Origin of the sequence: Pseudomonas sp. MRSN 12121, from assembly GCF_000931465.1 — a bacterium.
Lineage (GTDB): Bacteria > Pseudomonadota > Gammaproteobacteria > Pseudomonadales > Pseudomonadaceae > Aquipseudomonas.
The window spans coordinates 2,932,671-2,954,091 of sequence record NZ_CP010892.1; the positions used below are offsets into that span (position 1 = coordinate 2,932,671).

At 66.8% G+C, this 21,421-nt stretch carries 21 protein-coding genes; 10 read left to right on the forward strand and 11 right to left on the reverse strand.

Going from position 1 to position 21,421, the window contains the following annotated elements:
- Window positions 1–32: 32 nt before the first annotated feature.
- From TO66_RS13465 to TO66_RS13475, 3 genes are all read right to left on the reverse strand, one after another.
- The gene (locus TO66_RS13465) at window positions 33–2,003 is read right to left on the reverse strand and encodes a DUF1302 domain-containing protein (RefSeq protein WP_044462780.1); all 1,971 of its coding nucleotides are present in this window, start codon (window positions 2,001–2,003) and stop codon (window positions 33–35) included.
- 151 nt (window positions 2,004–2,154) lie between these two features.
- Window positions 2,155–3,540 carry a glycoside hydrolase family 1 protein gene (locus TO66_RS13470; protein WP_082061082.1) on the reverse strand — a complete coding sequence of 462 codons (1,386 nt, stop codon included), beginning with the start codon at window positions 3,538–3,540 and terminating at the stop codon, window positions 2,155–2,157.
- Between the two features lie 53 nt (window positions 3,541–3,593).
- Window positions 3,594–5,015 (reverse strand): MFS transporter, encoded by a 1,422-nt coding sequence (locus TO66_RS13475; protein ID WP_044462781.1) that lies wholly within the window; start codon window positions 5,013–5,015, stop codon window positions 3,594–3,596.
- A 198-nt stretch (window positions 5,016–5,213) separates the two neighbouring features.
- Here TO66_RS13475 and TO66_RS13480 point away from each other — a divergent pair, with 198 nt between their 5' ends.
- The gene (locus TO66_RS13480; protein ID WP_044462782.1) at window positions 5,214–5,837 is read left to right on the forward strand and encodes a TetR/AcrR family transcriptional regulator; all 624 of its coding nucleotides are present in this window, start codon (window positions 5,214–5,216) and stop codon (window positions 5,835–5,837) included.
- A gap of 112 nt (window positions 5,838–5,949) precedes the next feature.
- On the opposite strand, the gene TO66_RS13485 is transcribed toward TO66_RS13480, so the two are convergent.
- Entirely contained in the window at window positions 5,950–7,572 is a 1,623-nt protein-coding gene (locus TO66_RS13485; protein WP_044466025.1) for an arylsulfatase, read from the reverse strand.
- A 276-nt stretch (window positions 7,573–7,848) separates the two neighbouring features.
- On the opposite strand from TO66_RS13485, the gene nudK reads away from it, so the two are divergent.
- From nudK to TO66_RS13505, 4 genes are all read left to right on the forward strand, one after another.
- Window positions 7,849–8,727, forward strand: coding sequence for a GDP-mannose pyrophosphatase NudK (nudK, locus tag TO66_RS13490; RefSeq protein WP_044462783.1), 879 nt, complete (start codon window positions 7,849–7,851; stop codon window positions 8,725–8,727).
- 179 nt (window positions 8,728–8,906) lie between these two features.
- Window positions 8,907–9,317, forward strand: a complete 411-nt coding sequence (locus TO66_RS13495; protein ID WP_044462784.1) for an EF-hand domain-containing protein — start codon at window positions 8,907–8,909, stop codon at window positions 9,315–9,317.
- A 64-nt stretch (window positions 9,318–9,381) separates the two neighbouring features.
- Window positions 9,382–10,260 (forward strand): DUF692 domain-containing protein, encoded by an 879-nt coding sequence (locus TO66_RS13500; RefSeq protein WP_044462785.1) that lies wholly within the window; start codon window positions 9,382–9,384, stop codon window positions 10,258–10,260.
- Window positions 10,253–11,017, forward strand: a complete 765-nt coding sequence (locus TO66_RS13505) for a DUF2063 domain-containing protein (RefSeq protein ID WP_044462786.1) — start codon at window positions 10,253–10,255, stop codon at window positions 11,015–11,017. The genes TO66_RS13500 and TO66_RS13505 overlap by 8 nt, the downstream gene beginning before the upstream one ends.
- Before the next feature lie 328 nt (window positions 11,018–11,345).
- On the opposite strand, the gene TO66_RS13510 is transcribed toward TO66_RS13505, so the two are convergent.
- The 4 genes from TO66_RS13510 to TO66_RS13525 form a co-directional block, all read right to left on the reverse strand.
- Window positions 11,346–11,849 (reverse strand): DoxX family protein, encoded by a 504-nt coding sequence (locus TO66_RS13510; RefSeq protein ID WP_044462787.1) that lies wholly within the window; start codon window positions 11,847–11,849, stop codon window positions 11,346–11,348.
- 53 nt (window positions 11,850–11,902) lie between these two features.
- Entirely contained in the window at window positions 11,903–12,538 is a 636-nt protein-coding gene (locus TO66_RS13515; RefSeq protein WP_044462788.1) for a membrane protein, read from the reverse strand.
- 115 nt (window positions 12,539–12,653) lie between these two features.
- Window positions 12,654–13,976 (reverse strand): ATP-binding protein, encoded by a 1,323-nt coding sequence (locus tag TO66_RS13520; RefSeq protein WP_044462789.1) that lies wholly within the window; start codon window positions 13,974–13,976, stop codon window positions 12,654–12,656.
- Window positions 13,973–14,713, reverse strand: coding sequence for a response regulator (locus TO66_RS13525; protein WP_044462790.1), 741 nt, complete (start codon window positions 14,711–14,713; stop codon window positions 13,973–13,975). The genes TO66_RS13520 and TO66_RS13525 overlap by 4 nt, the downstream gene beginning before the upstream one ends.
- A 298-nt stretch (window positions 14,714–15,011) precedes the next feature.
- Here TO66_RS13525 and TO66_RS13530 point away from each other — a divergent pair, with 298 nt between their 5' ends.
- Together TO66_RS13530 and TO66_RS13535 are read left to right on the forward strand one after the other, a co-directional pair.
- The gene (locus tag TO66_RS13530) at window positions 15,012–15,275 is read left to right on the forward strand and encodes a DUF2790 domain-containing protein (RefSeq protein ID WP_044462791.1); all 264 of its coding nucleotides are present in this window, start codon (window positions 15,012–15,014) and stop codon (window positions 15,273–15,275) included.
- An 84-nt stretch (window positions 15,276–15,359) separates the two neighbouring features.
- The gene (locus TO66_RS13535) at window positions 15,360–16,565 is read left to right on the forward strand and encodes a cytochrome c biogenesis protein DipZ (protein ID WP_044462792.1); all 1,206 of its coding nucleotides are present in this window, start codon (window positions 15,360–15,362) and stop codon (window positions 16,563–16,565) included.
- Between the two features lie 178 nt (window positions 16,566–16,743).
- Here the strand turns inward: TO66_RS13535 and TO66_RS13540 are convergent, their stop codons facing one another.
- Both TO66_RS13540 and TO66_RS13545 read right to left on the reverse strand, forming a co-directional pair.
- Window positions 16,744–17,055: an AzlD domain-containing protein gene (locus TO66_RS13540; protein ID WP_148558714.1), complete on the reverse strand. Its 312-nt coding sequence runs from the start codon at window positions 17,053–17,055 to the stop codon at window positions 16,744–16,746.
- The gene (locus TO66_RS13545) at window positions 17,055–17,753 is read right to left on the reverse strand and encodes an AzlC family ABC transporter permease (protein WP_044462794.1); all 699 of its coding nucleotides are present in this window, start codon (window positions 17,751–17,753) and stop codon (window positions 17,055–17,057) included. The genes TO66_RS13540 and TO66_RS13545 overlap by 1 nt, the downstream gene beginning before the upstream one ends.
- Before the next feature lie 383 nt (window positions 17,754–18,136).
- Between TO66_RS13545 and TO66_RS13550 the strand changes: the two genes are divergently transcribed.
- The 3 genes from TO66_RS13550 to TO66_RS13560 all read left to right on the forward strand — a co-directional run bounded on the left by TO66_RS13550 (window position 18,137) and on the right by TO66_RS13560 (window position 20,487).
- A complete protein-coding gene (locus TO66_RS13550) occupies window positions 18,137–18,793 on the forward strand; it encodes a ribonuclease T2 family protein (protein ID WP_044462795.1) in 657 nt (218 codons plus the stop codon).
- Window positions 18,794–18,879: 86 nt separating this feature from the next.
- A complete protein-coding gene (locus TO66_RS13555) occupies window positions 18,880–19,800 on the forward strand; it encodes a pyridoxal-phosphate dependent enzyme (RefSeq protein ID WP_044462796.1) in 921 nt (306 codons plus the stop codon).
- A gap of 57 nt (window positions 19,801–19,857) precedes the next feature.
- Window positions 19,858–20,487, forward strand: coding sequence for a LysE family translocator (locus TO66_RS13560; protein ID WP_044462797.1), 630 nt, complete (start codon window positions 19,858–19,860; stop codon window positions 20,485–20,487).
- A 141-nt stretch (window positions 20,488–20,628) separates the two neighbouring features.
- Here the strand turns inward: TO66_RS13560 and TO66_RS13565 are convergent, their stop codons facing one another.
- A complete protein-coding gene (locus TO66_RS13565; RefSeq protein ID WP_044462798.1) occupies window positions 20,629–21,414 on the reverse strand; it encodes a hypothetical protein in 786 nt (261 codons plus the stop codon).
- Window positions 21,415–21,421: the final 7 nt, after the last annotated feature.

Genomic DNA, 21,421 nt, shown 5'->3' on the forward strand with positions numbered 1-21,421 from the left:
GCCATGTCGAATGGCGCGGCATGGGCGGTGGGTTAAAAGGAGTACTTGACGTTGAACCCGACGTTGTCGTGGTCACGCGTGCTGTTGTTGTTTCCGGCGCCATAGAACGCGGTGTATTGCAGTTCGGCCTCGAGGGTGTTGCGGTAGGAAGCCTTGAGGCCCAGGGTGTGGGCCTTGCGCCCTTCGATAAAGTTGCCGGCGGAAGAGGAGTTGCCCTTGAAGTCTTCCTTGTAGACCACGTAAGGCGAGAGGTTGACCCCGGCGAACAGGTCGTTCCAGGTGCCCGCGAGTTGCAGGGTGTAGCCATAGGCATTGCGATCGGCCTGGCTGTCGCGGCCATAGCCGGAGACATAGCCCTTGTTCGCGCCGCTGGCGTAATACCGGGTGCTGCCATCCTGGGCGGTGTACTTGAGGCTGCTGCCGCGCACGTGGTCGCTGGCGATCTCGGCCACTCCGGTCATGGTGTCGAAGAACAGCGTCGGGCCGAAGTTGTAAAGGGTGCCGATAGAGGTATTGAAGGACTCCACCCGCTCGTAGTTATGCACCATCGGGCCGTTGCCCAGGGCGATGCTCTGGTTGCCGACCGTGACCGACTGGCCCTTGCTCAGGTTGGGAGCCTGGCTCATCAGGTCGCCGAGCAGGTCGTTGGTGGTGGCGACGCCTATCGGCAGGTTCGGCCGGTAGGCCAGTTCCCCGAACACTGTGGCGTTGCCCACGTTGGTGTTGAAACTCACCCCCAGCATCCGTATGTCTTCCGGGTATTCGCGCTGCGCCACCAGTTGGTTGGTCAGGTCTACCACGGTCGCGCCATTGACCAGCCCCAGGGTCTGGGCCGCCGCCGCATTGCCGCCACGCGCCGCGGCGGCCAGCTGGTTGTAGCTGGCAAAGCCGCCGAGCGCGGCCAACTGGTCGAGGTTGACCCCGCTGTAGGCGCCATTCACATGGGCCGCGACCGAGGGTTCCTTGGCGTGATAGTTGACGAAGTAGAAACCGAATTCGGTGGAGTTGAGGGACTCGGCCATGTAACGGAAGGCCACCCCGAACTGGCCATCGTTTTTCGCATTGATGTCCGGGCCGACGCTGGCGGCCTTGATCACGCCATTGGCGCCCAGGTAATCGGTGCCCTGCAGGCCCGCCACATGGGCCCCCGCCAACTGTCGATAGAGACTCTGGAAGGCCGGATTGGCCAGCGACCTGACCGGGGTGTAGGCGGTGTTGCCGCCATCGGCGAACAGGTCGGTGCTGCCATAGAAGGTGCCGACCGGGTCGATGCGGGTTTCCTTCCAGTTCCATTGGTAGAAGGCGTCCATCGACAGGTTCTCGGTCAGCCCGAGGTTGAAGCTCAGGGCTTCCAGCGGCATCAGCACCTCCTTGACCTCGGAGCCCGGCAGGTGAAAGGCCGAGGCATCCACGGGGTTGGTGGTGTTGACCCCGCCGCGATAGAACAGGCTTTCCCCCCAGTTGAACACCTGGCGCCCCAGGCGGGCGGTCAGCGGCCTGCCCGCCACCTCCCAGTTGCCGTACACATAGGCGTCGAGGATCTCCGCGTTGCGTCCGGCGACACTGCGGGTCTCGTCGGTGAAATGGTCGTCGCGGGGGTAGGACTGGCTCGGCTGCTGCGCAAAGCTGCGATCGTAGTAGTCCGAGCGCTTGTCCATGATCTGCGTGTCGTAGAACGCCGAGCCGCGCAGGAACAGGCCGTAGTTCTGGTAGGTCGCGCCGAGGTCGGAGGTGACCTTGTAGACCTCCGAGACCAGGCCGGTGCCGAAGTTGCGGTTGCCGTCGTTGCCGTTGATGTCGTCGTTGTTCTTGTCCTGGCCCTGCACGCGCCACAGCCTGCCGTAGGAGACGGTGGTGTCCAGCGAGCCGCTGACCTGGTTGTCGGCGAAAGAGAACTCCACCGCCTGGGCAGGCAGTGCCAGGCACAGCGACCACAGGCCGGTGAGGGCGAAACCTGCACGCGCGGCAGCGGGCAGGGGGCGAGTCCGAAGGAAGATATCCATGGCGAAAACACTCGATAGTCTGATCATTGTTATTGGCGCCGTCAGTGCGGCGCCGTTGTTGTCGATCCGGCTGTACAGCAGGTGAGCGCGCGACCCTGGAGCCGGGTCGCGGCGCCACCGGACAAGCAGTGTTCGATGGCTGGGCGATACCTCAGGTCTGTGGCGCGTCGAGGGCGGCGTTGTGGCGGATGCAGTCGGCGAAATAGCCCAGGCTGCGTTTCGGCGTGCGGGCCAGGGTGGCGCGGTCGACCTGGATCAGGCCGAAGCGCTTGGCGAAGCCCTGGGCCCATTCCCAGTTGTCGGTAGCAGACCAATAGAACAGCCCCTTGAGGCGCACGCCCTGGGCATGGGCGGCTTGTGCGGCCTTGAGGTAGCCGGCCAGATGGGCGATCCGGCCGAGGTCATCCACCACGCCGTCCCGGGGTTGCGGATCGGGCATGGCGAAGCCGGTTTCGGTGATGTACAGCTGCGGTGCGTCGTACTCGTCGTGCAGGCGCAGGAGCATTTCGGTGAGGCCGTCCGGCTCGACATGAAAGTAATCGGTGTTCGCCAGATGCCGGGGCGCCTGGCCCTGGGCGATCCCCAGCACGTGATCGGCGGCCTGCCTGACATAGATCCGGCTGTAATAGTTCATGCCCAGGAAATCGGGCTTGACCGCGATCAGTTCCATGTCGCCCTCGGCGACGTAGGGGGCGATCAGGCCGGCGGCCAGTCGCGGATAGCCCTTGCCATACAGTGGGTCGACGAAGGCGCGGTTCCACAGGGCATCGACCATGCGCGCGGCTTGTTCGTCCTGGGCGGAGTTCGTTTCGGCACGTACCGGTTGCAGGTTCACCGTGGTGCCGATGCGATGCCCGCCCGGCAGGGTAGCCCGCAGCGCCTGGAACGCCAGGCCCTGTGCCAGGTTCTGGTGGTGGATCGCGGCATACGCGGCTTCGGCGCTGTTGAACGCCGGGGCATGGACCTGGGCGGCATAACCGCGCAGGGCGACGCTGTTCGGCTCGTTCAGGACGATCCACTGCTGCACCCGGTCGCCGAGCTTGCGTGCCACGATCTCGGCATAGTCGGCGAGCCGCTGGCAGATCTCGCGCTGGCGAAAATCCCCGGCCCAGGCCGGCACGTCCCAGTGGAACAGGGTTGGCCAGGGGGTGATGCCTTTTTCCAGCATGGCGTCGACCATCCGGTCGTAGACCGCCAGGCCGGCGGCATTCGCCGGGCCAGGGCCATCCGGCTGGACCCGGGGCCAGGCGATGGAGAAACGAAAAGCCTGCACACGGGCCTGGGCCAGCAACTCCAGATCCCTGGGGTACAGATCCTCGAACTGCGTACACAGGGCATTGGTCGAGCCATCCAGCATCGCGCCGCGTTCGTTGCACAGCGCATCCCAGTTACTGGGGCCGCGGCCGTTGCGGCTTTCGGTCTGCGCGGCGGAGGCCGCTACGCCCCAGACGAAGTCGGAGCAGAAGCGCAGCGCCGCGGTGTCCTCGGACAGAGGGCTGGAATCGGTATTCTGCGGGTGCGCGCGAGTAGCCATCATATGGATTTCCTTAAGGATTATTGTTGTTCGCAGGGGTGGAGCGGGGTCTGCGTCTACGTCCCGGGCAAGGGCGAGGTGGCGGGCAGGCCGGGGCTGTCAGGCTCCTCCTGGGAGCGCAGGGCCAGGGCCTCGAGCAGGCGGCGGTGGGTCGCCGGATCGATGGGGTAGATCCAGGCGAGCAGGAACACGCCCAGGCTGCCGAGCAGCGGCACGCCGGACATGGTGCTCAGCAGCAGTTGGGTGGTATGCGCCGACTGCAGGCTGTTGGGCACGAAACCGATGCTGCTCAACGCCAGGCCCAGGCTGCCGGCGGCGATGCCGAGCGCGGCCTTCTGGGCGAAGATCACCGTGCCGATAATCAGTGACTCGCAGCGAATGCCCGAACGCCACTGGCCGTACTCGACGGTATCCGGAACCATGGCCCAGAAGCACACGGCGGTGGCGCTGGCGCCGATCGCGAGCAAGGCGAGAATCGCCAGCAGCACGGCATACCCCGAGGCGCTGAACAGGTACCAGAGGACAAAGCCCAGGCAGTAGAAACCGGTGCCTGCCAGCAGCGCGAAACGCTTGCTGCGCGAACGCGCCACATAGGCCCAGAGCGGCGCGGCCAGCGCGGCTACGCAGGCCATCAGGGCCAGCGCCGTGCCGCCGAAGTCGGCGTCGTTGCGCACGTACTTGAAGTAATAGAGAAGGTTCTTGGAGAAAAAGGTGCTGGCCAGCGAGTTCATCAGCGTGATGCCCAGCACGATCAGCAGCGCTCGATTGCTCAGCAGGGCGCCCAGCAGGCGTTTGGCATCCGGCCTGTTGGCGGCTGTCGGCGGCTCGTCCTGCGTCGAGTCATCGGCACCCGCCGCGATGGCCGCGATGATCAGCATGGCGCTGGCCAGGCAGGCGAACAGGCCCACCACCAGCCCCCAGGCGAAAGTCCCGCCGCCGAAATGACGCGTCGCCGGCAGCAGCGTCGCCGAGACGGCCATGGCGGCGAGAATGGCGAACACCATGCGGATGCCGGCCATGGTCGCGCGTTCGGCGCTGTCCTGGGTGACCCGGGCATAGAGCGAGGCATAAGGCACCGAGACCAGGGCGAACAAGGTCCGGAACGCGAAGTGGCTGACCACGGTGAGCAGCACCAGCTGGGTGGTGTCGCCGCGGGGCAGGATGAACATGAGCACGAAGGCGATGGCCAGTGGCGCGGCGCCCAGCAGCAGGTAGGGGCGGAAGCGGCCGAAGCGGGTCCGGGTGCGATCGGCCATGGCGCCGATCAGCGGGTCGACGATCGCGTCCCAGATCAGTGCGCTCATGTAGATCAGGCCGGCGGTGTAGGCGGAAAGGCCCAGCACTTCGGTGTAGAAGAACAGCAGGAACAACGATGCGATCTGCCAGTAGAGGTTGACCCCGAAGTCGCCCGCACCGAGGGAAATCTTGCGTGCCAACGACATCCTGGACGGTGCCTTGCGCGCTACGAACCCGATCATTTGCAAATCTCCGCATAGGCCATTTTGGCTATTGTTTTGCCCGTTTCGATGCCTCGCCACGGGGTTGTTTCGCATCAGATGAGTGCGCGGTGGAAAACTATCCGGTCGGATAATTACTCGGCGAAATAGGCTTGTCAATACTCCGAGACCTGCGCCAGACTTGCGCCCATTCAAAATATTGGCCGGTAGGGATGACGCATGAACACGCCACGAGTCGCTAAGCAGGAACGCAGCGAGCAAACGCGAACCGAGATCCTGCAGACCGCGCTGGATCTGTTCGCGGCCCGAGGGTTCGCGGCGGTGAGCCTGCGCGATATCGCGGATCGGGTAGGGGTCAACCATGCGATGATCCGCTACCACTTCGGTGGCAAGGAGCAGCTCTGGCGCGAAAGCGCGGCTTACCTGTTCGAGCGCCTGGAACAGGAGATCCCGCCGCCGGATCTTGCGCGCGATCCGTCACCCATCGATGCCTTGAAGCGCTATATCCGTGCCTATGTCCATTACTGCGCACGGCATCCCGAGCACGCCCGGCTGATCGTCCAGGAGTCGATCGAAGGTTCGGACCGGCTGCAATGGCTGGCCGAGCACTACATCCGCCCCAATCACGCGCGGACGCTGGGTTTTCTCGAGAACGTCGAGTTGCCCGCCGGCATCGCGGGGCTGGACCCGGTGATGATGCTGTACATGGTGGTGGCCATTGCGCAGATGCCTTACCTGGTCACCGCTGAGCTGCGATTCGTCCATGAGCGCGATGCCCTCTTGCCCGAGGCGATCGAAGCCCACGCCGAGGCGGTCATGAAGTTCATCTTCCGCGACGGTTGAAAGCGGCTGCCGGCCCGGATGGGACGGCGGGCTCCGCTGGCGGCGATGCGCTGCCCGCCAGCGTCGAACCGGCACTGACGGGCAGCGCAGCCTCAGGCGCGGCCGAGGGCAGTCAAGGTTGCGGCAGCACCGGCACCGGCGGGCTGATCACGCCGACGTCCTGGGCATAGAGGGCGTAGGAGGCTTTTAGCCGGGTCAGCCGCTCCGGTTCCTCGCTGCTCAGGTCGAGGGTTTCGCCCGGGTCCCTGGCGATGTTGAACAGTTTCCAGGTGCCATTGCCGGTATCGGTGATTTTCCAGTCGCCCTGGCGCAACGCCCGGGAGCCGTACAGCTCGGTGCCGATGGCATCGTCCGGGCCATAGACGTAGTCGGCCTTGCCCTGCAGATAGGGTATCCAGCTGCGCCCGCGGATGGGTTCGACCGCGCGCCCCTCAAAGGTTGTGCCCGAGGCGGGAATGCCGGCGAGTTCGAGGAAGGTCGGCATCACGTCGGCCACTGACAGGAAGGCGTTGGAGATCGCTCCGGCACGGTTCAGGCCCGGGTAGCTGAGGAACGCCGGGGCGCGGGTCCCACCTTCGCTCGAGTAGTACTTCATCAGCAGCGAAGGGGCCGTGCCGGCCTGGGCCCAGCCAGGGCCATAACCGAAGAAGGAGGTCGCGTTGCCGCGATTTTCCAGGCGGTTGTCGGCGTCCTTGGGCATTTCCCTGGTCGTGCCGGTATCACGGCCTTCGGCGCCATTGTCAGAGAGAAAGAGAATCACCGTATTGTCGAATTCGCCGCTGCGCTTGAGCTCGTCGACCACCCGGCCGACGTTCTGGTCCAGCCGGTCCACCATGGCCGCGTAGACCTCCATATCACGTGCGCCAAGCTGCTGCTGTTCCGGGGTCAACTGATCCCAGCGGCGCGTCATGACCATCCCGTGGGCGCTGGTATCGGCCTGGCGCAAGCCGAGTTCGACCTGGCGTTGCAGACGCTGCTCGCGCAGCACATCGAAGCCGGCGTCGTAGCGTCCGCGGTATTTGTCGATCACCTCCCTGGGCGCCTGCAGCGGCCAGTGGGGGGCGCTGAAGGCCAGATAGGCGAAGAACGGCTGGTCGGGGGCCTGCTTGTCACTAAGGAACTGCAGCAGCTTGCTGGTGAAGTAGTCGGAGGAATAGAACCCGTCCGGCAGCTTCGCCAGGCGCACACCCTGTTCAGTGAACACTGCTCCGCCGGTGTTCTGCTCCGGCGCCTTGTCGGGATCGGCGAAGTCCAGGCCGTAGTGGTTGTGGGCGCCTTGCAGCAGAGCGAAGCTGCGCTGGAAGCCGCGGGCATGCGGGTCCTGTTCCGGCCTCAGGCCCTGGTGCCATTTCCCCGCCATCAGGGTTCGGTAGCCGCCGGCGGCGAAGCGTTCGGCCAGGGTCGCGACCTGCGGTCGCAAGTAACCTTCGTAGCCGGGCTTGCCTTGCTGGTTAGGGGCTATGCGTTCGGCCATCGCACCAAACCCGGCACGATGGCTGTCCGTTCCCGAGAGCAGCATCGCGCGCGTCGGCGAACAGGTCGGCGCTGTGTGGAAGCCGGAGAAGCGCAGGCCCTCGCGGGCCAGCCGGTCGAGGTTCGGCGTGGCGATCTCGCCGCCGAAGGCGCCGAGGTCGGAGTAAGCCAGGTCGTCGGCGACGATCAGCAGGAAGTTCGGCCTCCGGGCGCCGTCCTGCGCCAGTGCCGGTACCGATGCGCTGGTCAGCAGCATCGCCATGACGAGTGAGCGGCGCCAGGCCGTGAACCGGGTGGTGTGCGGGTATTTCATCGATCTTCCCTCGTGCGGGCATAGCCAACAGGCCGCCACTTGTTGTTATTGCCGTGCTCAGGCAACCGGTCACGGCATTTTGGATGGGATCCGGATTTATTTATCCGAGTGGATAAATACTGGCTGGAAATCGATCTGTCAACGTGCCGAGGCAAACCCGGGACAGGATCGACAGTCGCCGCGCCATTGCGGTTGAATGACGCCCAACCGCCAAGAGGGACACTCATGCCAACCGCATCCGTGCGTATCACCGCGGAGCAATTGCTCTCCGACAACTGGTATCTGCTGAAGAAATACAGCTTCGACCTGCGCCGCCGCGACGGCAGCTGGCAGGCGCAGACCCGCGAGGTCTACGACCGTGGCAACGGCGCCACCATCCTGCTGTACAACCGCGAGCGGCGCACGGTGCTGCTGATCCGCCAGTTCCGCCTGCCGACCTATGTCAACGACCACGACGGTTACCTGATCGAGACCGCCGCCGGCCTGCTGGATAACGCCAGCCCTGAAGAGCGGATCCGCCTGGAGGCCGAGGAGGAGACCGGTTATCGCGTCGGCGCGGTGGAGAAGGTCTATGAGGCCTTCATGAGCCCGGGCTCGGTCACCGAGCGCCTGCACTTCTTCCTCGGCGAGTATTCCCCCGACGACCGCATCGGCGACGGTGGCGGCCTGGCGGAAGAGGGCGAGGACATCGAAGTGCTGGAGCTCGGTTACCAGCAGGCGCTGGACATGGTGCGCAGCGGCGAGATCGTCGACGGCAAGACCATCATGCTCTTGCAGTACCTGGAGCTGCGCCTGCTGTCGCCGCGGCGCCTGACCGTCCTGCTGGTCGGCCCCGACGCGGCGGGAGCAACGCTTGAGCAGTGCGCTGCCGCGCTGGTCGAGGTGGGGCACGTGCCACTGCCGGGGCGCTGGCTGGCACAGGAGGCCGGCGTGCTGGATGAACAACTGCAACGTTGCGATGCGGTGTTGCGCATCCCCGGTCCCTGCGCCCGCGCCGATCGGCTGGTCGCCCTGGGCCAGGCGCTGGGCCTGCCGATCTGCGCCGCCCTGGAGGACATCCCGGGCGCGCTGGCCGGCGCGACGATGGAGCGCAAGCGCCGGTAGGCCAGGCGCTCTGTTGTATCGGAGTGTGTAGCGAACCGGCGCAGATACATTTGCTGGGTTTCGCGGCGGTTTCGTACACAGCCCGGATACACCCCGAGGATTAACTACGCCCACCCGCCAGCATCGACACTCGGTGCCGGTGGCGGGAACCGTCAGTCAATCCATCAAGGGGTATCACCATGTTCAAACTCTCCACTGTTTCCAATGCCGCGCTCGGCCTGGCGCTGGTCGGCGGCCTGGGCCTGTCCACCGCCGCCTCGGCGCTGAGCATGACCGAGCTGTCCCAGGGCTACACCCTGGCCGCCGCCGACGCGGTCAAGAGCGGCACTGAAGGCAAGTGCGGCGAAGGCAAGTGCGGCGAGGACAAGTTCGCCAAGACCGACACCAACCACGACGGCAAAGTGTCGCGCGAGGAGTTCATCGCCGCCGCGCCGGAACGGGCTGCCGAGTTCGACCGGATCGACGCCAACCACGATGGCGGTATCAGCCTGGAGGAAGCCAAGCAGTACCTGGCGAGCAAGGCGGCCAAGGCCGGCTCGGCCGAGGGTAAATGCGGCGAAGGCAAGTGCGGCGCGGCGATCGAGTCCTGATCGACGAGGGCGGGGAGCACCGGGTGCTCCCCGATTTTTTCCCGGCCTTATCAGGAGATCGCCCATGCCATCCTCCGTTGTTTCCCACCAGGCTTCGCGGTGGCCGGTTCCGGCTACCGTGGGGCTTGGCTTGCGTCGTGCCTTGCTCGACTCATTGCATACGGCGCCTGCGGGCGCTTTCGACTTTCTGGAACTGGCGCCGGAAAACTGGATCGGCATCGGTGGCGCCCACGGCGCCGCGCTGCGCGCCCTGGCCGAACGCTACCCGCTGAGCTGCCACGGGCTGTCGCTGTCCCTGGGCGGTCCGGCGCCGCTGGATCTGGCGTTTCTCGGCGAGGTGCGCGGCTTCCTCGACGCGTTCGAGGTGCCGTTGTACAGCGAGCACCTGAGCTATTGCGGCGACGACGGCCATCTCTACGACCTGTTGCCGCTGCCCTTTACCGATGAGGCGGTGCGCCATGTCGCGGCGCGTATCCGCCAGGCCCAGGATGTGCTGGGCCGGCGCCTGGCGGTGGAAAATGTGTCCTACTACGCGGCGCCGCGCCAGGACATGGACGAGCTGGCGTTCACCACCGCCGTGCTGGCCGAGGCCGACTGCGACCTGCTGCTGGACGTCAACAACCTCTACGTCAATTCGGTGAACCACGGTTTCGACCCCCAGGCGTTCCTGGACGGCTTGCCACCCGAGCGGGTGGTGGCGATGCATGTGGCCGGTCACTACGACCAGTCCGACAGCCTGAAAATCGACACCCACGGCGCGCCGGTCAAACCGCTGGTCTGGGCCCTGCTGGCGCGGGCCTACGAGCGGTTCGGCGCGCAGCCGACGCTACTGGAGCGGGACTTCAACTTCCCGCCGTTCGCCGAACTGCGGAGCGAGCTGGACTGCATCCGCCGCTTGCAGGGGCAGGCCGAGCAAGCCCGGGGGAGGCTCGCCCATGGATAAGCCGACGAGCGACCTGGCGGCCCGGCAGCAGGCCCTGACCGCCTACCTGCGCGACCCCGAGCACTGCGCCATGCCCGAGGACATGGACCCGGTGCGGGTGGAGATTTACCGCGAGCTGGTGTTCGACAACCTGCGCTCGTTGCTGGGCAACACCTTCCCGGTAGTGCGTGCGCTGCTCGGCGAGCAAGACTGGTGCCGACTGCTGCGGATGTTCCTCCGTGAGCACCGCTGCGCCACGCCGAAGTTCGGTGAAATCGCCGCCGAGTTCGTGGCCTGGATGGCCTCGGCGCCGGCCAGCCTGCAGGACACGCGCTGGCCGGCCTTCCTGCTTGAGCTGAGCCATTACGAGTGGATCGAAATGGCCCTGCAGCAGGCCGATGCCGAGCCGCTGCCGGCCAGTGATCCGGACCTGTTGCTGGTAAGTCCCCTGCGCCTGTCACCCCTGGCCTGGCCACTGGCCTATGCGTGGCCGGTGCAGCGTCTGGGTCCGGCCTGGCGCCCGACGGCGCCCGGGGAAGCACCGACCCTGCTACTGATCCGGCGCGATGCCGACTACCGCGTGCGCTTCTCCGAACTCAGCCCCCTGGCCTGGCGCCTGCTGCAACGCCTCGAAGAGTTTCCCGAGCTGACGGGGCGCGCCCAACTGCTCGCCCTGGCCCAAGAGGCGGGCCTCGACGACCGCGACACCTTGATCGCCGAGGGCCAGCGCCTGCTGCGCCAGATGCATGGCCAAGGCATTATCGGCAGCGCCCGTTAGCCGCTGTCCTCGACCTTGCTTGGTCCTGCCGCCACGGATGGCGCTCCCACCCTGTGTAGCCGCTGGCGCAGCCGTCGTAAAACCTGTTATCGCGATCTTCCTGAAACACTGCGTCGCCTGGCTTGGCGGCCGCTGCGCGCCCGATCGCAGGCTGCGCCAGCGGCTACAGGGTGTGCGGTGTGGGCGCGAGTGTAGTGGGCGCTTTTGTTAGCAGTGGCTTGGGCCTGCGGCAAAAATTCAGGGCGATGGGGGATACCTCCGTTACAAACGCTTTCCCCCGGAAACGCCAAAGCCGCAGCTCAAGCTGCGGCTTTTTTGTCCCGACGCATCAGCGCCGCTGGCGCAGGCGCTCGACCAACGCATCCAGGCTGAGTTTGCCCGCGCCCTGGAGCAGCAGCGGTAGCAGCGCCGCCAGGTAGATGGCCGGCAGTTTGAAGTTGCCGTGGCCCTTGTTGCTGATGGCATAACCCTGGGCCAGCTCACCGAGGCTCGACCAGTCGGCCGGCCAGTGCACGGCGGCGGTGGCGACCAGGGTGACCACGATCAGCACCAGCGCGGCGCAACGGGTGCCCAGGCCCAGCAGCAACGCCAGGGCGCACAGCAGCTCGGCCCACATCGACAGTTGCCAGTTGAGGTTCGCCGGCAGGTGATCGAAGGGGAACGGGAAGGCGGCCTGGATCTCCTGGAACCAGTTTTCGCCGCGCCATTTTTCCAGGCCCGATTCGAAGAACTCCCAGGCCAGGAACAGGCGCAGGCTGAGGAGGGCGCCCCAGGGGGCCAGGCGATCGAGCTGGCGTTGCAGCCCGTTGAGGGTGGATGAGGTGAGGGTCATGGGGTGGATCTCCTGTGCAGAAAAAGGCCGATGGAGGGCAATGGCGACGCTGTCTAGCGCGGGCTCAAGGCCTGGCGTTGCCGGCGCTTGCCGGCCTGGGCCAGCTTGCCCAGCAGGTTGATCGCCATGGCCGTGCAAGTGAGGGTGAACGGCAGCAGGTACCAGGCGCTCAGCGGCAGGCGTTTGAAGTTGGAGTAGGCGAAGATCGCCGCCAGCACCCACATGCCGGTGGTGTGCAGGCGTTTCCAGGCGCGGCGGCCGAGCAGCGCGGCCGGGCCTTTGAACGAGGTCAGCGCCAGCAGCAGGATGAACAGGTAGCCGACCGACCCGGGCAGGTTGCCCAGGGCACTGCGGCCGGGCCAGAACTGCGGGTTCAACTGGCCGTAGCGGTAGATCAGCAGTGCGTGCACCAGGTGCGAGAAGGCGAAGGCCAGGCCGATGAAGCGCCGTTCGCGCAGCAGCGCCTGGCCCAGGGGCGAGGGCAGCAGCACGGCCCAGGCCGAAGCCAGGAAGGCCAGCAGGAACAGCACGAAGGATGAACGCGCGGTGGCGCGGATGGCGCTGCGGGTGGCGTCGACCGCGTCCGGGCCGAGCAGCAGGATCAGCGCGGTCATCAGCAGCACGGCGGCGGCCAGCAGGCTGAACAGCCGCCAGCCATGCCATGGCGAGGGGAAGGTGTGGGTGGTCATTACGGGCTCCTGGGGTTGGGCGCCGCCGCTGCGGCGCGTCCCGGGAGTCTTGCAAGGCCATGTATACCGGCTGTGTCGGCGCGGGCCGGTTATGTATGCCTGTGTAGCGAGCCGCTCAGAGGCGGGCCGGGCCGCCGCCGACCAGGATCAGCTCGGCGCACAGGCCGCCGCCCTGGCGATTGCTCAGGTGCAGCGAGCCGCCCAGGGCCACCGCCAGTTGCTGGGCGATGGCCAGGCCCAGGCCGGTGCCGCCGGTATCGCGGTTGCGTGAGCTTTCCACCCGGTAGAACGGCTTGAGCACTTCGGCCAGTTGCGCTTCGCTGATCCCCGGGCCGCGGTCCAGGACCTTGATCGACAGGCGATCGCCGGCCAGGGCCTGGACCTCGATCCGCGCCGCGCCGGAAAACTTCAGCGCGTTGTCCACCAGGTTCACCAGCACCCGGCGCAGGGCGTGGGGGCGGGTGTCGATCAGCGCGCCGTTCTTGCCCGCCAGTTCCACGTCCTGGCCGGTGTCCTGGTAGTCGAACACCAGGCTGTCGAGGAACGCGTCCAGGGCGATCCGGCAACTGGCCTCGGTGGCGCCGTGGATGCTGCGGGCATAGGCCACGCCTTCGCGCACCAGGTGCTCCATTTCGCTCAAATCGCTCCACAGTTTGTCTTTCTCGCTGGAGTCGTCCATGAACTCGGCGCGCAGCTTCATGCGGGTGATCGGCGTCTGCAGGTCATGGGAGATCGCCGCCAGCAGTTGCATGCGCTCCTTGAGGTAGGCGCCGATCCGCGCCTGCATGGCGTTGAAGGCCCGGGCGGCGTGCGCCACTTCGAGCGGACCCTTTTCGTCCAGCGGCACGCCGTGGGTGTTGGGGTCGAGGCTGTCCACCGCCTGGGCCAGCCGGGTCAGCGGGCGCACCGCGACCCGCACCGCCAGCCAGGCGCAGAGGATCAACAGCAGCAATTGCCCCAGCAGCACCACCGGCAGCCAGGGCGACATCGGCATCATCGCCGGACGCACATCGATGGTCAGCGGGCTGCCGTCGGCCAGGCGCAGGTGGGCCTGATAGTGCTGGCGCGGTCCGGGAATGGTGTTGAACGCCAGCTCGTAGTCCGCACCCAGGGCGGTCTTGATCGAGTTCACCGAGACCGGCACGTCGTCGCGGCCCATGGGCTGGCCGGGTTCGCCGGTATCGAGCCGGTAGCCATAGGTGCGCCGTTGCAGGCGCGGCAGCCAGGCGTCGCGTTCGGCGGCGGGCAGGCGGTCGAGGATGGCCACGGAGGTCGCGACATCGCTTTCCAGGTTGCCGAGCATGGCCGTCCTGGCGCTCTGGTAGCGCTCGTAGGATTGCGCGGCGAACGACAGCCCCTGGGCCAGCGCCAGGCCGATCAGGAAGATCAGCGACAGCCGCGAGGCGAGGGTCCGCGGCCAGTGCAACGCCAGCTTCACGACGCGGCCTCGAGGATCTCCACCGGCAGCGAGAACACATAACCCTCGCTGCGCACGGTCTTGATGTAGGCCGGCTCGCGGGCGTCGTCCAGCAGGCGCTGGCGCAGGCGGCTGACCAGCAGGTCGATGGAGCGGTCGAACAGGTCGGCGTCGCGGCCCTGGGTCAGGTTGAGCAACTGGTCGCGGTTGAGCACCCGCTGCGGGTGGTCGAGGAACACCCGCAGCAGGCGGTATTCGGCGCCGCTGAGGGCGACCAGGGTGCCGTCCTGGTCCAGCAGGTGGCGCGCGGTGGTGTCCAGGCGCCAGCGGCCGAAGCCGAGCAGGCGACCGCTTTCGCTGACCACCAGGTTCGGCGGCAGCATGCGCGTGCGCCGCAGCACGGCATTGATCCGCGCCAGCAGCTCGCGGGCGGCGAAGGGCTTGACCAGGTAATCGTCGGCGCCCATCTCCAGGCCGATGATGCGGTCGGTCTCGTCGTTGCGCGCGGTGAGCATCAGCACCGGGGTGGCCTTGTGCTTGCCGGCGCGCAGCTCGCGGCACAGCACCAGGCCGTCGTCGCCGGGCAGCATGATGTCGAGCACGATCAGGTCCACCGGGGTGGTTTCCAGGAAGCTGCGCATCTGCCGGCCGTCGGCCACTACCGTGGTGCGCAGGCCGTTCTTCTTCAGGTAGTTGCCTACCAGTTCTCTGATCTCGCGGTCGTCATCGACTATCAGTACGTGATCGACATGATCCATCGGGTGCTGCCTCGGTCGTCGGGGGTCGTGCCGCTTAGTCTATAGCGCCCGGGGGAGCTTGCCTGCGGGGCTTTGTATTGCAGTGTATCTGGCGCCTGGTCGCACACATGGCGATGCAAAACCGCGGGGTCCCGGCACTTTTGTATCGCTCTGTATCTCCGGGCGGCCTGGATACGCAGGGAGGCCTGCGGGGCGCCTGGCCGACACAAGCGCGATACCTCGCGCGCCTTCAATGGGCCCCATCGAGGCACGGCTGTGCGCCTCGCCATCCCACCCATTGTCGCCCGAGGTCTCCATCATGAAACGCAACGCCCTGTACGCCGCCTGCCTGTTCGCCGCGCTGAATCTCTGCACCTTGTCGGCCCGTGCCGAAAGCGAGGTCCAGGCCCGCACCTACAGCTACGGCACCGCGCTGGATATCCAGCGCGTCCTGTCGATGACCGAGGACCCCACGCCAGCCTGCGGGGTGGTCAATGCGCGCATGACCTACCTCGATTCCCAGGGCCGGACCCAGGTCCTGGACTACCGCAAGTTCGCCAACGACTGTAACGACGGCAACTGAACGCACTCCCTTGTTCCATCACGCTGCCGCGCCATGGGGATTCGCCCGGGGCGGGCAGGACATTGACCGATCACAGGTGATGCCATGTTGCTCATTGCGTTTCTCGGCGGGGTGCTGACCCTTCTCAGCCCCTGCATTCTTCCGGTGGTGCCGTTCCTGTTCGCCCGGGCCGACCGCTCCCGTGGCTCGGTCCTGCTGACCCTGGTCGGCATGGCGCTGACCTTCGCCCTGGTGTCGAGCCTGGCGGTGGCCGGCGGCAGCTGGGTGGCCCAGGCCAACGGCGTCGGTCGCCAGCTGGCCCTGGCGGTGCTGGGGCTGTTCGCGCTGTCGTTGATCTCTGCCCGGCTCGGCCACTGGCTGGCGCGGCCCTGGGTCAGCCTGGGCAATCGCCTGGGCCGCGTGCGCGCCTTCTCCGGGCCCTCGGCGGCGCTGCTGCTGGGGGTGGCCACCGGCTTGCTCTGGGCACCCTGTGCCGGGCCGATCCTCGGTTTGATCCTCACCGGCGCGATGTTGCAGGGAGTGAACGCCCAGACCAGCCTGTTGCTGCTGGCCTACGGCCTGGGCAGCGCGCTGTCCCTCGGCGGGCTGATCCTGGCCGGGCGGGGCCTGGTCAACCGGCTCAAGCCCTCGTTGCCGGCCATCGCCAGGTTGCGTCGCGCGGTCGGCTGCGTGGCCTTGCTGGCCACCGTGGCGATCGGCAGCGGGCTGGACAGTCGCTTGCTGGCCAGTACCTCGTTCCAGGGTGCGACGGCCCTCGAACAGGGTGTGCTGAGGGCGGTGCCCAAGGCCCTGGATTACCTGGTCGACAAGGCCGGCGCCGCACCCGTCGAGACGCTGCCGAGCAAGGGCCCGATGCCATCGCTGAACGGCGCGGTGCAATGGCTGAACTCGCCGCCGCTGGACGCCCAGGCCCTGCGCGGCAAGGTGGTGCTGGTGGATTTCTGGACCTACGACTGCATCAACTGCCAGCACAGCCTGCCCTATGTGAACGCCTGGGCGAAGAAGTACGCCGGGGACGGGCTGGTGGTGATCGGCGTGCATACCCCGGAGTACGCCTTCGAGAAGGTCATCGACAACGTCAAGGCCCAGGTGCGCAAGCTGGATATCGCCTACCCGGTGGCTATCGACAACGATTACGCGATCTGGCGTGCGTTCGATAACCAGTACTGGCCGGCGCACTACTTTATCGACGCCCGCGGCCAGGTGCGCTACAGCCACTTTGGCGAGGGCGGTTACGCGGCGCAGGAGCAAGTGATCCAGCAATTGCTCGAGGAAGCCAAGGCGAAGTGAGGTTGCTGCTGCCGGTCGATGGTCCGGTGTGAGGCAGCTACACCGGGTTGCCCCCATCGCCGGCAAGCCTGGCTCCTACAGGCTCCGCGCCGTATGCCTGACCTGTAGGAGCGCAGCTTGCGCGCGAGGCGTCCTGCCTGACACACCGCGCCGTTTCTATCGCCGGCAAGCCTGGCGCCTACAGCCACCACCGCAACAGGAAAAAGAACGCCATGCTCAGCAGCATGCTGACCAGGGTATTGCGGGTGTAGATCACCAGCACGATGGCCACCAGCGAGCTGATCAGGTACGGGTTGTCGTAGGCCAGGTTCAACTGGTGCTCGGGCATGAACACGATCGGCCCGCAGATCGCGGTGAGCATGCCCGGCACGGCAAAGCCGAGGAACTGCCGGGCGTTGCTGCTCAGGCGCACCGGCAGGCGCGGTTCGAGAAACACGTAGCGGTTGAGGAACACCAGCAACCCCATGCCGACAATCACTGCCCAGACCATCATGTGCGCTCCCGGTAGAACTTGTTGCAGAGAAACCCCGCGCTCATGCCCATCAGGCCCGCCAGCACCAGGGCCGAGCCCCATTGCCAGTAGCTGAACAGCACCGAACAGAACAGCGAGACGGCGACGCAGACCACGGTCGGCACGTTGCGCACCAGCGGCGTGATCAGGGCGATAAAGGTCGCGGCGATGGAAAAATCCAGGCCCAGGTGTTCCAGCCCGGGAATCGCCCGGCCAAGGACGATGCCGGCCAGGGTGAACAGGTTCCAGGCGATATAGAACGTCAGGCCCACGCCGAGGGCGTACCAGCGGTCGAACTGCTGTTTATCGTGCTGGCTGGTGAGGGCGAACAGTTCGTCGGTGAGCAGAAAGCCCAGGCCCACCCGCCAGCGCCCCGGCAGCGGGGAAATCACCGAGCGCAGGCTCATGCCGTACAGCAAGTGCTGGGAGGTCAGCAGCAGGGTGGTGAGCAGGATCGAGACGATCCCGGCGCCGCCCTTGAGCATGCCGATCGCCACCAGTTGCGCGGCGCCGGCGAACACGATGCTCGACAGGCCCTGGCCTTGCAGCGGCGTGAGGTTGGCCTCGATGGCCATGGAACCCGCCAGCAGGCCCCAGGGCGCGGTGGCCAGGGACAGCGGCAGGATGGCGACGGCGCCGCGCAGGAAGGCGACGCGGGGAAGAAGAACGCTGGACATGGCCTCTCGCTAACCGGGAAACGGAGCCTGACTGTGCCAGCCGACGACAGGAATTTCTTGAACGATCTTGCGCACTTGCCCCCCATCTCATCCCCGTCGCGAACTGTAGGAGCCAGGCTTGCCGGCGATGGCGGCGGCGCGGTGTGCCAGGCCGGACGCCTCGCGCGCAAGCTGCGCTCCTACAGGAGTGGGGCGCATCCGGGAGCGTCGCGGAGCCTTGTGGCGGTCAGGCGATCGGTCTGCTACAACGCTCTGCTAACCGGCCGCGTACCAGCGGCTTGTCATGTTCCTGCAACAGCCCCGTGCCAAGAAGGTGATCTGGCCGCTACCGGCCAGGTCACTATCGGGCTGTCCATCAACCGCCCATCCCAAGGAGAGGGTCGATGAAAAAACTGTTTGCCACCGCGGCGCTGGCCGCATTGATGATCTGCACCGTCGCTGTCACCCAGGCACGGGAGTCGCGGCAGCAGCGCGAGTCGGTTGCCGGGGTGTTCGATTACTACCTGCTGTCGCTGTCCTGGTCGCCGACCTTCTGTCTGACCCATCCGGAAAACGAGCAGTGTTCCGGCAAGGGCTACGGTTTTGTCCTGCATGGCCTGTGGCCGCAATACGCCAAGGGCGGCTGGCCGGAGTCCTGCCCGCCGTTGACCCCGCTGACCGCCGAACAGCGAGCCAAGGGCCTGACCCTGTTCCCCACCGCCAAGCTGCTGGAGCATGAGTGGAGCAAGCACGGCACCTGCAGCGGGCTGGGCGCCACGGCGTACCTGGAAGCCTCCGACCAGGCCCTGGGCGCGGTGAAGATTCCCCAGGCGCTGGAACCGTCGACGACCGTGCGCTACTTCGAGGCCCGGGAAATCGAGCAACTGTTCCGCCAGGCCAACCCGGGCATTCCCGACAAGGGCGTGACAGTGCTGTGCAGCGGCCCGGAACTCTCCGAGGTGCGGGTGTGCCTGGACAAGAACCTGGGCTTCGGCGCCTGTGGCAAGGGCGTGCGCACCCAGTGCCGCAGTGGCGACATCCGCGTACCGCCGATTCGCTGATCGGCGCGCGGTAGGGGGAAGGGCGGCAGCGGCAAGCGCGAGCATCTATGGTTGCAAGACCGCCGCCTGCCGCCGAGGAACCGCCGATGCTGCACATCCGTACCCCGCTGATCCTGCACCCTGGCTTGTCCACGGCCACCCGGCGCATCTGGCTCAAGCTGGAGAACCTGCAACCCGGCGGTTCGTTCAAGATGCGCGGCCTGGGCTTGCTCTGCGAGCAGGCCGCGCAGCAGGGCAAGCGCCGGGTGGTCTGTCCTTCCGGCGGCAACGCCGGGTTGGCCACGGCGGTGGCGGCGGCCCGCCTGGGCCTGCAAGCCTGCATCGTGGTGCCGCAGACCACCCCCCAGGCAACCCGCGAACGTATTGCCCGCACCGGCGCCGAAGTGCTGGTGCAGGGGCAGGTCTGGGACGAAGCCAACGAACGGGCGCTGGAGTTGAGCGCCAGCGCCGACAGCGAATACGTCCCGGCATTCGATCACCCGGTGTTGTGGCAGGGCCACAGCACGATGGTCGACGAAATCCTCGAAGACTGCCCGCAGGTCGATGCGCTCGTCACCTCGGTGGGCGGCGGCGGGCTGCTGGCCGGCCTGCTCACCGGGCTGTTGCGCCATCAGCGGCAGGACTGCCTGATCGTCGCCTGCGAAACCATGGGCAGCGCCTCCTTTGCCGCGGGGCTGGCGGCCGGCCACCCGGTCAGGCTGGAGCGGATCGAGACCGTCGCCAGTTCCCTGGGCGCGTCCCGGGTGGCCGCCTGGCCGTTGGCGCAGATCCAGCGGTTTGCCTATCGGTCGCTGGTGTTGTCGGATGCCGAGGCGATCCTCGGCGTGGTGCGTTACGCCGACGACCTGCGCCAGCTGGTAGAGCCGGCCTGCGGCGTCTCGCTGGCGGTGGCTTACCTCGACCATCCGGCCATCGCCACGGCCCGGGACGTGGTGATAGTGGTCTGTGGCGGGGTCAGCATCAGCGCGCGCCAGGTGGCGCAGTGGAACGCGTTGCTGCCTGCGTGAAAGTCCCTGGTGTATGCTGCGCTCCCTGTCTTTCCAAGGTCGTTGCGGAGGGTTCGAATGGACGCCACCACGTTGTTTCTCTACGTCATCACCGTCAGTGCGGTGATGATGACCCCCGGGCCATCGATGCTGCTGGCCCTAAATAACGGTGCCAGCCACGGCATGCGCATCGCTGGTTGCGGCATGGCCGGCGCGGCCTTGTCCGACGTACTGTTGATCGGTGCGGTGGGTCTTGGCCTGGGCGCGTTGCTGCAAGCGTCCGAGCAGCTGTTTTCCATCGTCAAGTGGGGCGGCGCGGCGTACCTGCTATACCTCGCGTGGGTGCTGTGGAAGGCACCGACCACGGCGCTGGCCGCGCAAAGCAGCGGTGCTGCCAGCAGTGGCCGCGGGGCGTTCGTGCGCTCATTGCTGGTGGGCATGTCGAACCCCAAGGGGTTGCTGTTTTTCTCGGCATTCCTGCCGCAGTTCGTGCGCCCCGACCAGCCGGTGGCGCAGCAGTACCTGATCCTGGCGCTGGTCAGCGCGGCGATCGATTGCGTGATGATGGCGGTCTACGCCTTTGGCGGGCGGCATGCCATGCGCACCTTCTCGGCGCGGACGATGCAATGGATCAACCGCAGCTGCGCCGGCATGCTCGCGGCGCTGGCGGTGGGCCTGAGCCTGTACCGGCGCAGCGATATCCGCTGAGGCGGCGTTCGCCCTCCCAGGCGCGTTGCGCCTATCGCCGGCAAGCCTGGCTCCTACAGGTTTTGCGGCGTATGCCGGACCTGTAGGAGCAGCCGGTCGACGCTCGATTGCGCGCGAGGCGTCCTGTCAGGCACACCACGTTTAGAACCTCAAGGTCGCACCGCTGGTCAGCCAGCGGTCGCGGTTTTCATTCAACTGGCCGCCCAGCACCAGGTCGAGGTCCAGGTTGGCTCCCAGGTGCAGCCGGGGCCCGGCCTGCCAGGCCTGTTCGCCGCCGCCTTGCCCGTAGCGTTCGGCGACCAGGGTCAGCTGTTGGCCGAGGTCGTATTCCAGGCCGCCGCCCCAGGTCCACCGGTGGTTCTGCTGGCCGTCGTCATAGGCGTGGGCCCAGCCGGCGTTGAGGTTCAGGCGCAGGCCGGGCAGGGGCTGATAGGTCAGCGGCAGGCTGATGTCGCCGCCGTCGAACGCATGGTGGCGGTCCAGGGCGACATGCACGGAGGTCGCCAGCGCCAGTTGCAGGCCCAGGTCTTCGCGGTCCCACAGTTGCGCCTTGAGCTGCGGACTCAGCTGGGTTTCGCCGTGGCCGTCCTCGCGGGTGCGTTCGAGGGCGGCGCCCAGCTGCAACCGTGGCAGGCCGGCGAAGGTGCAGGCCGGGGAGAGCACCGCGGCATGGTTGGCGCCCTGGTGCCGCAGGCTCTGGTACCAGAGATCCAGGTTGCACTCGCCCGGCGCATTGATCGCGCCGTCGTCCACCACGTAGGCGCCACCCGCCGCGTTGGCCTTGGCCACCAGGCTCAGCAGGCCGATCACGCTGAGGGTGACGGTGACGAAGATCAGGTTGCGCCGCAGCATGCGCCTTTTCGCCGCGGGCAGGTCGCGGGTGAGGCCGGCGAAAGGGTTGCTGCGCAAAGGGTTGTACTTGGACATGGGGAAT

Bases quoted from the DNA above. Each gene is read 5' to 3' on its own strand.
- TO66_RS13495 (WP_044462784.1), top strand. From the start codon at position 8,907: ATGTTCAAACTCTCCACTGTTTCCAATGCCGCGCTCGGCCTGGCGCTG.
- TO66_RS13545 (WP_044462794.1), bottom strand. From the start codon at position 17,753: ATGTCCAGCGTTCTTCTTCCCCGCGTCGCCTTCCTGCGCGGCGCCGTC.
- TO66_RS13480 (WP_044462782.1), top strand. From the start codon at position 5,214: ATGAACACGCCACGAGTCGCTAAGCAGGAACGCAGCGAGCAAACGCGA.
- TO66_RS13550 (WP_044462795.1), top strand. From the start codon at position 18,137: ATGAAAAAACTGTTTGCCACCGCGGCGCTGGCCGCATTGATGATCTGC.
- TO66_RS13560 (WP_044462797.1), top strand. From the start codon at position 19,858: ATGGACGCCACCACGTTGTTTCTCTACGTCATCACCGTCAGTGCGGTG.
- nudK (WP_044462783.1), top strand. From the start codon at position 7,849: ATGCCAACCGCATCCGTGCGTATCACCGCGGAGCAATTGCTCTCCGAC.
- TO66_RS13465 (WP_044462780.1), bottom strand. From the start codon at position 2,003: ATGGATATCTTCCTTCGGACTCGCCCCCTGCCCGCTGCCGCGCGTGCA.
- TO66_RS13485 (WP_044466025.1), bottom strand. From the start codon at position 7,572: ATGGCGATGCTGCTGACCAGCGCATCGGTACCGGCACTGGCGCAGGAC.
- TO66_RS13510 (WP_044462787.1), bottom strand. From the start codon at position 11,849: ATGACCCTCACCTCATCCACCCTCAACGGGCTGCAACGCCAGCTCGAT.
- TO66_RS13515 (WP_044462788.1), bottom strand. From the start codon at position 12,538: ATGACCACCCACACCTTCCCCTCGCCATGGCATGGCTGGCGGCTGTTC.
- TO66_RS13530 (WP_044462791.1), top strand. From the start codon at position 15,012: ATGAAACGCAACGCCCTGTACGCCGCCTGCCTGTTCGCCGCGCTGAAT.
- TO66_RS13555 (WP_044462796.1), top strand. From the start codon at position 18,880: ATGCTGCACATCCGTACCCCGCTGATCCTGCACCCTGGCTTGTCCACG.
- TO66_RS13470 (WP_082061082.1), bottom strand. From the start codon at position 3,540: ATGATGGCTACTCGCGCGCACCCGCAGAATACCGATTCCAGCCCTCTG.
- TO66_RS13535 (WP_044462792.1), top strand. From the start codon at position 15,360: ATGTTGCTCATTGCGTTTCTCGGCGGGGTGCTGACCCTTCTCAGCCCC.
- TO66_RS13525 (WP_044462790.1), bottom strand. From the start codon at position 14,713: ATGGATCATGTCGATCACGTACTGATAGTCGATGACGACCGCGAGATC.
- TO66_RS13505 (WP_044462786.1), top strand. From the start codon at position 10,253: ATGGATAAGCCGACGAGCGACCTGGCGGCCCGGCAGCAGGCCCTGACC.
- TO66_RS13500 (WP_044462785.1), top strand. From the start codon at position 9,382: ATGCCATCCTCCGTTGTTTCCCACCAGGCTTCGCGGTGGCCGGTTCCG.
- TO66_RS13540 (WP_148558714.1), bottom strand. From the start codon at position 17,055: ATGGTCTGGGCAGTGATTGTCGGCATGGGGTTGCTGGTGTTCCTCAAC.
- TO66_RS13475 (WP_044462781.1), bottom strand. From the start codon at position 5,015: ATGATCGGGTTCGTAGCGCGCAAGGCACCGTCCAGGATGTCGTTGGCA.
- TO66_RS13565 (WP_044462798.1), bottom strand. From the start codon at position 21,414: ATGTCCAAGTACAACCCTTTGCGCAGCAACCCTTTCGCCGGCCTCACC.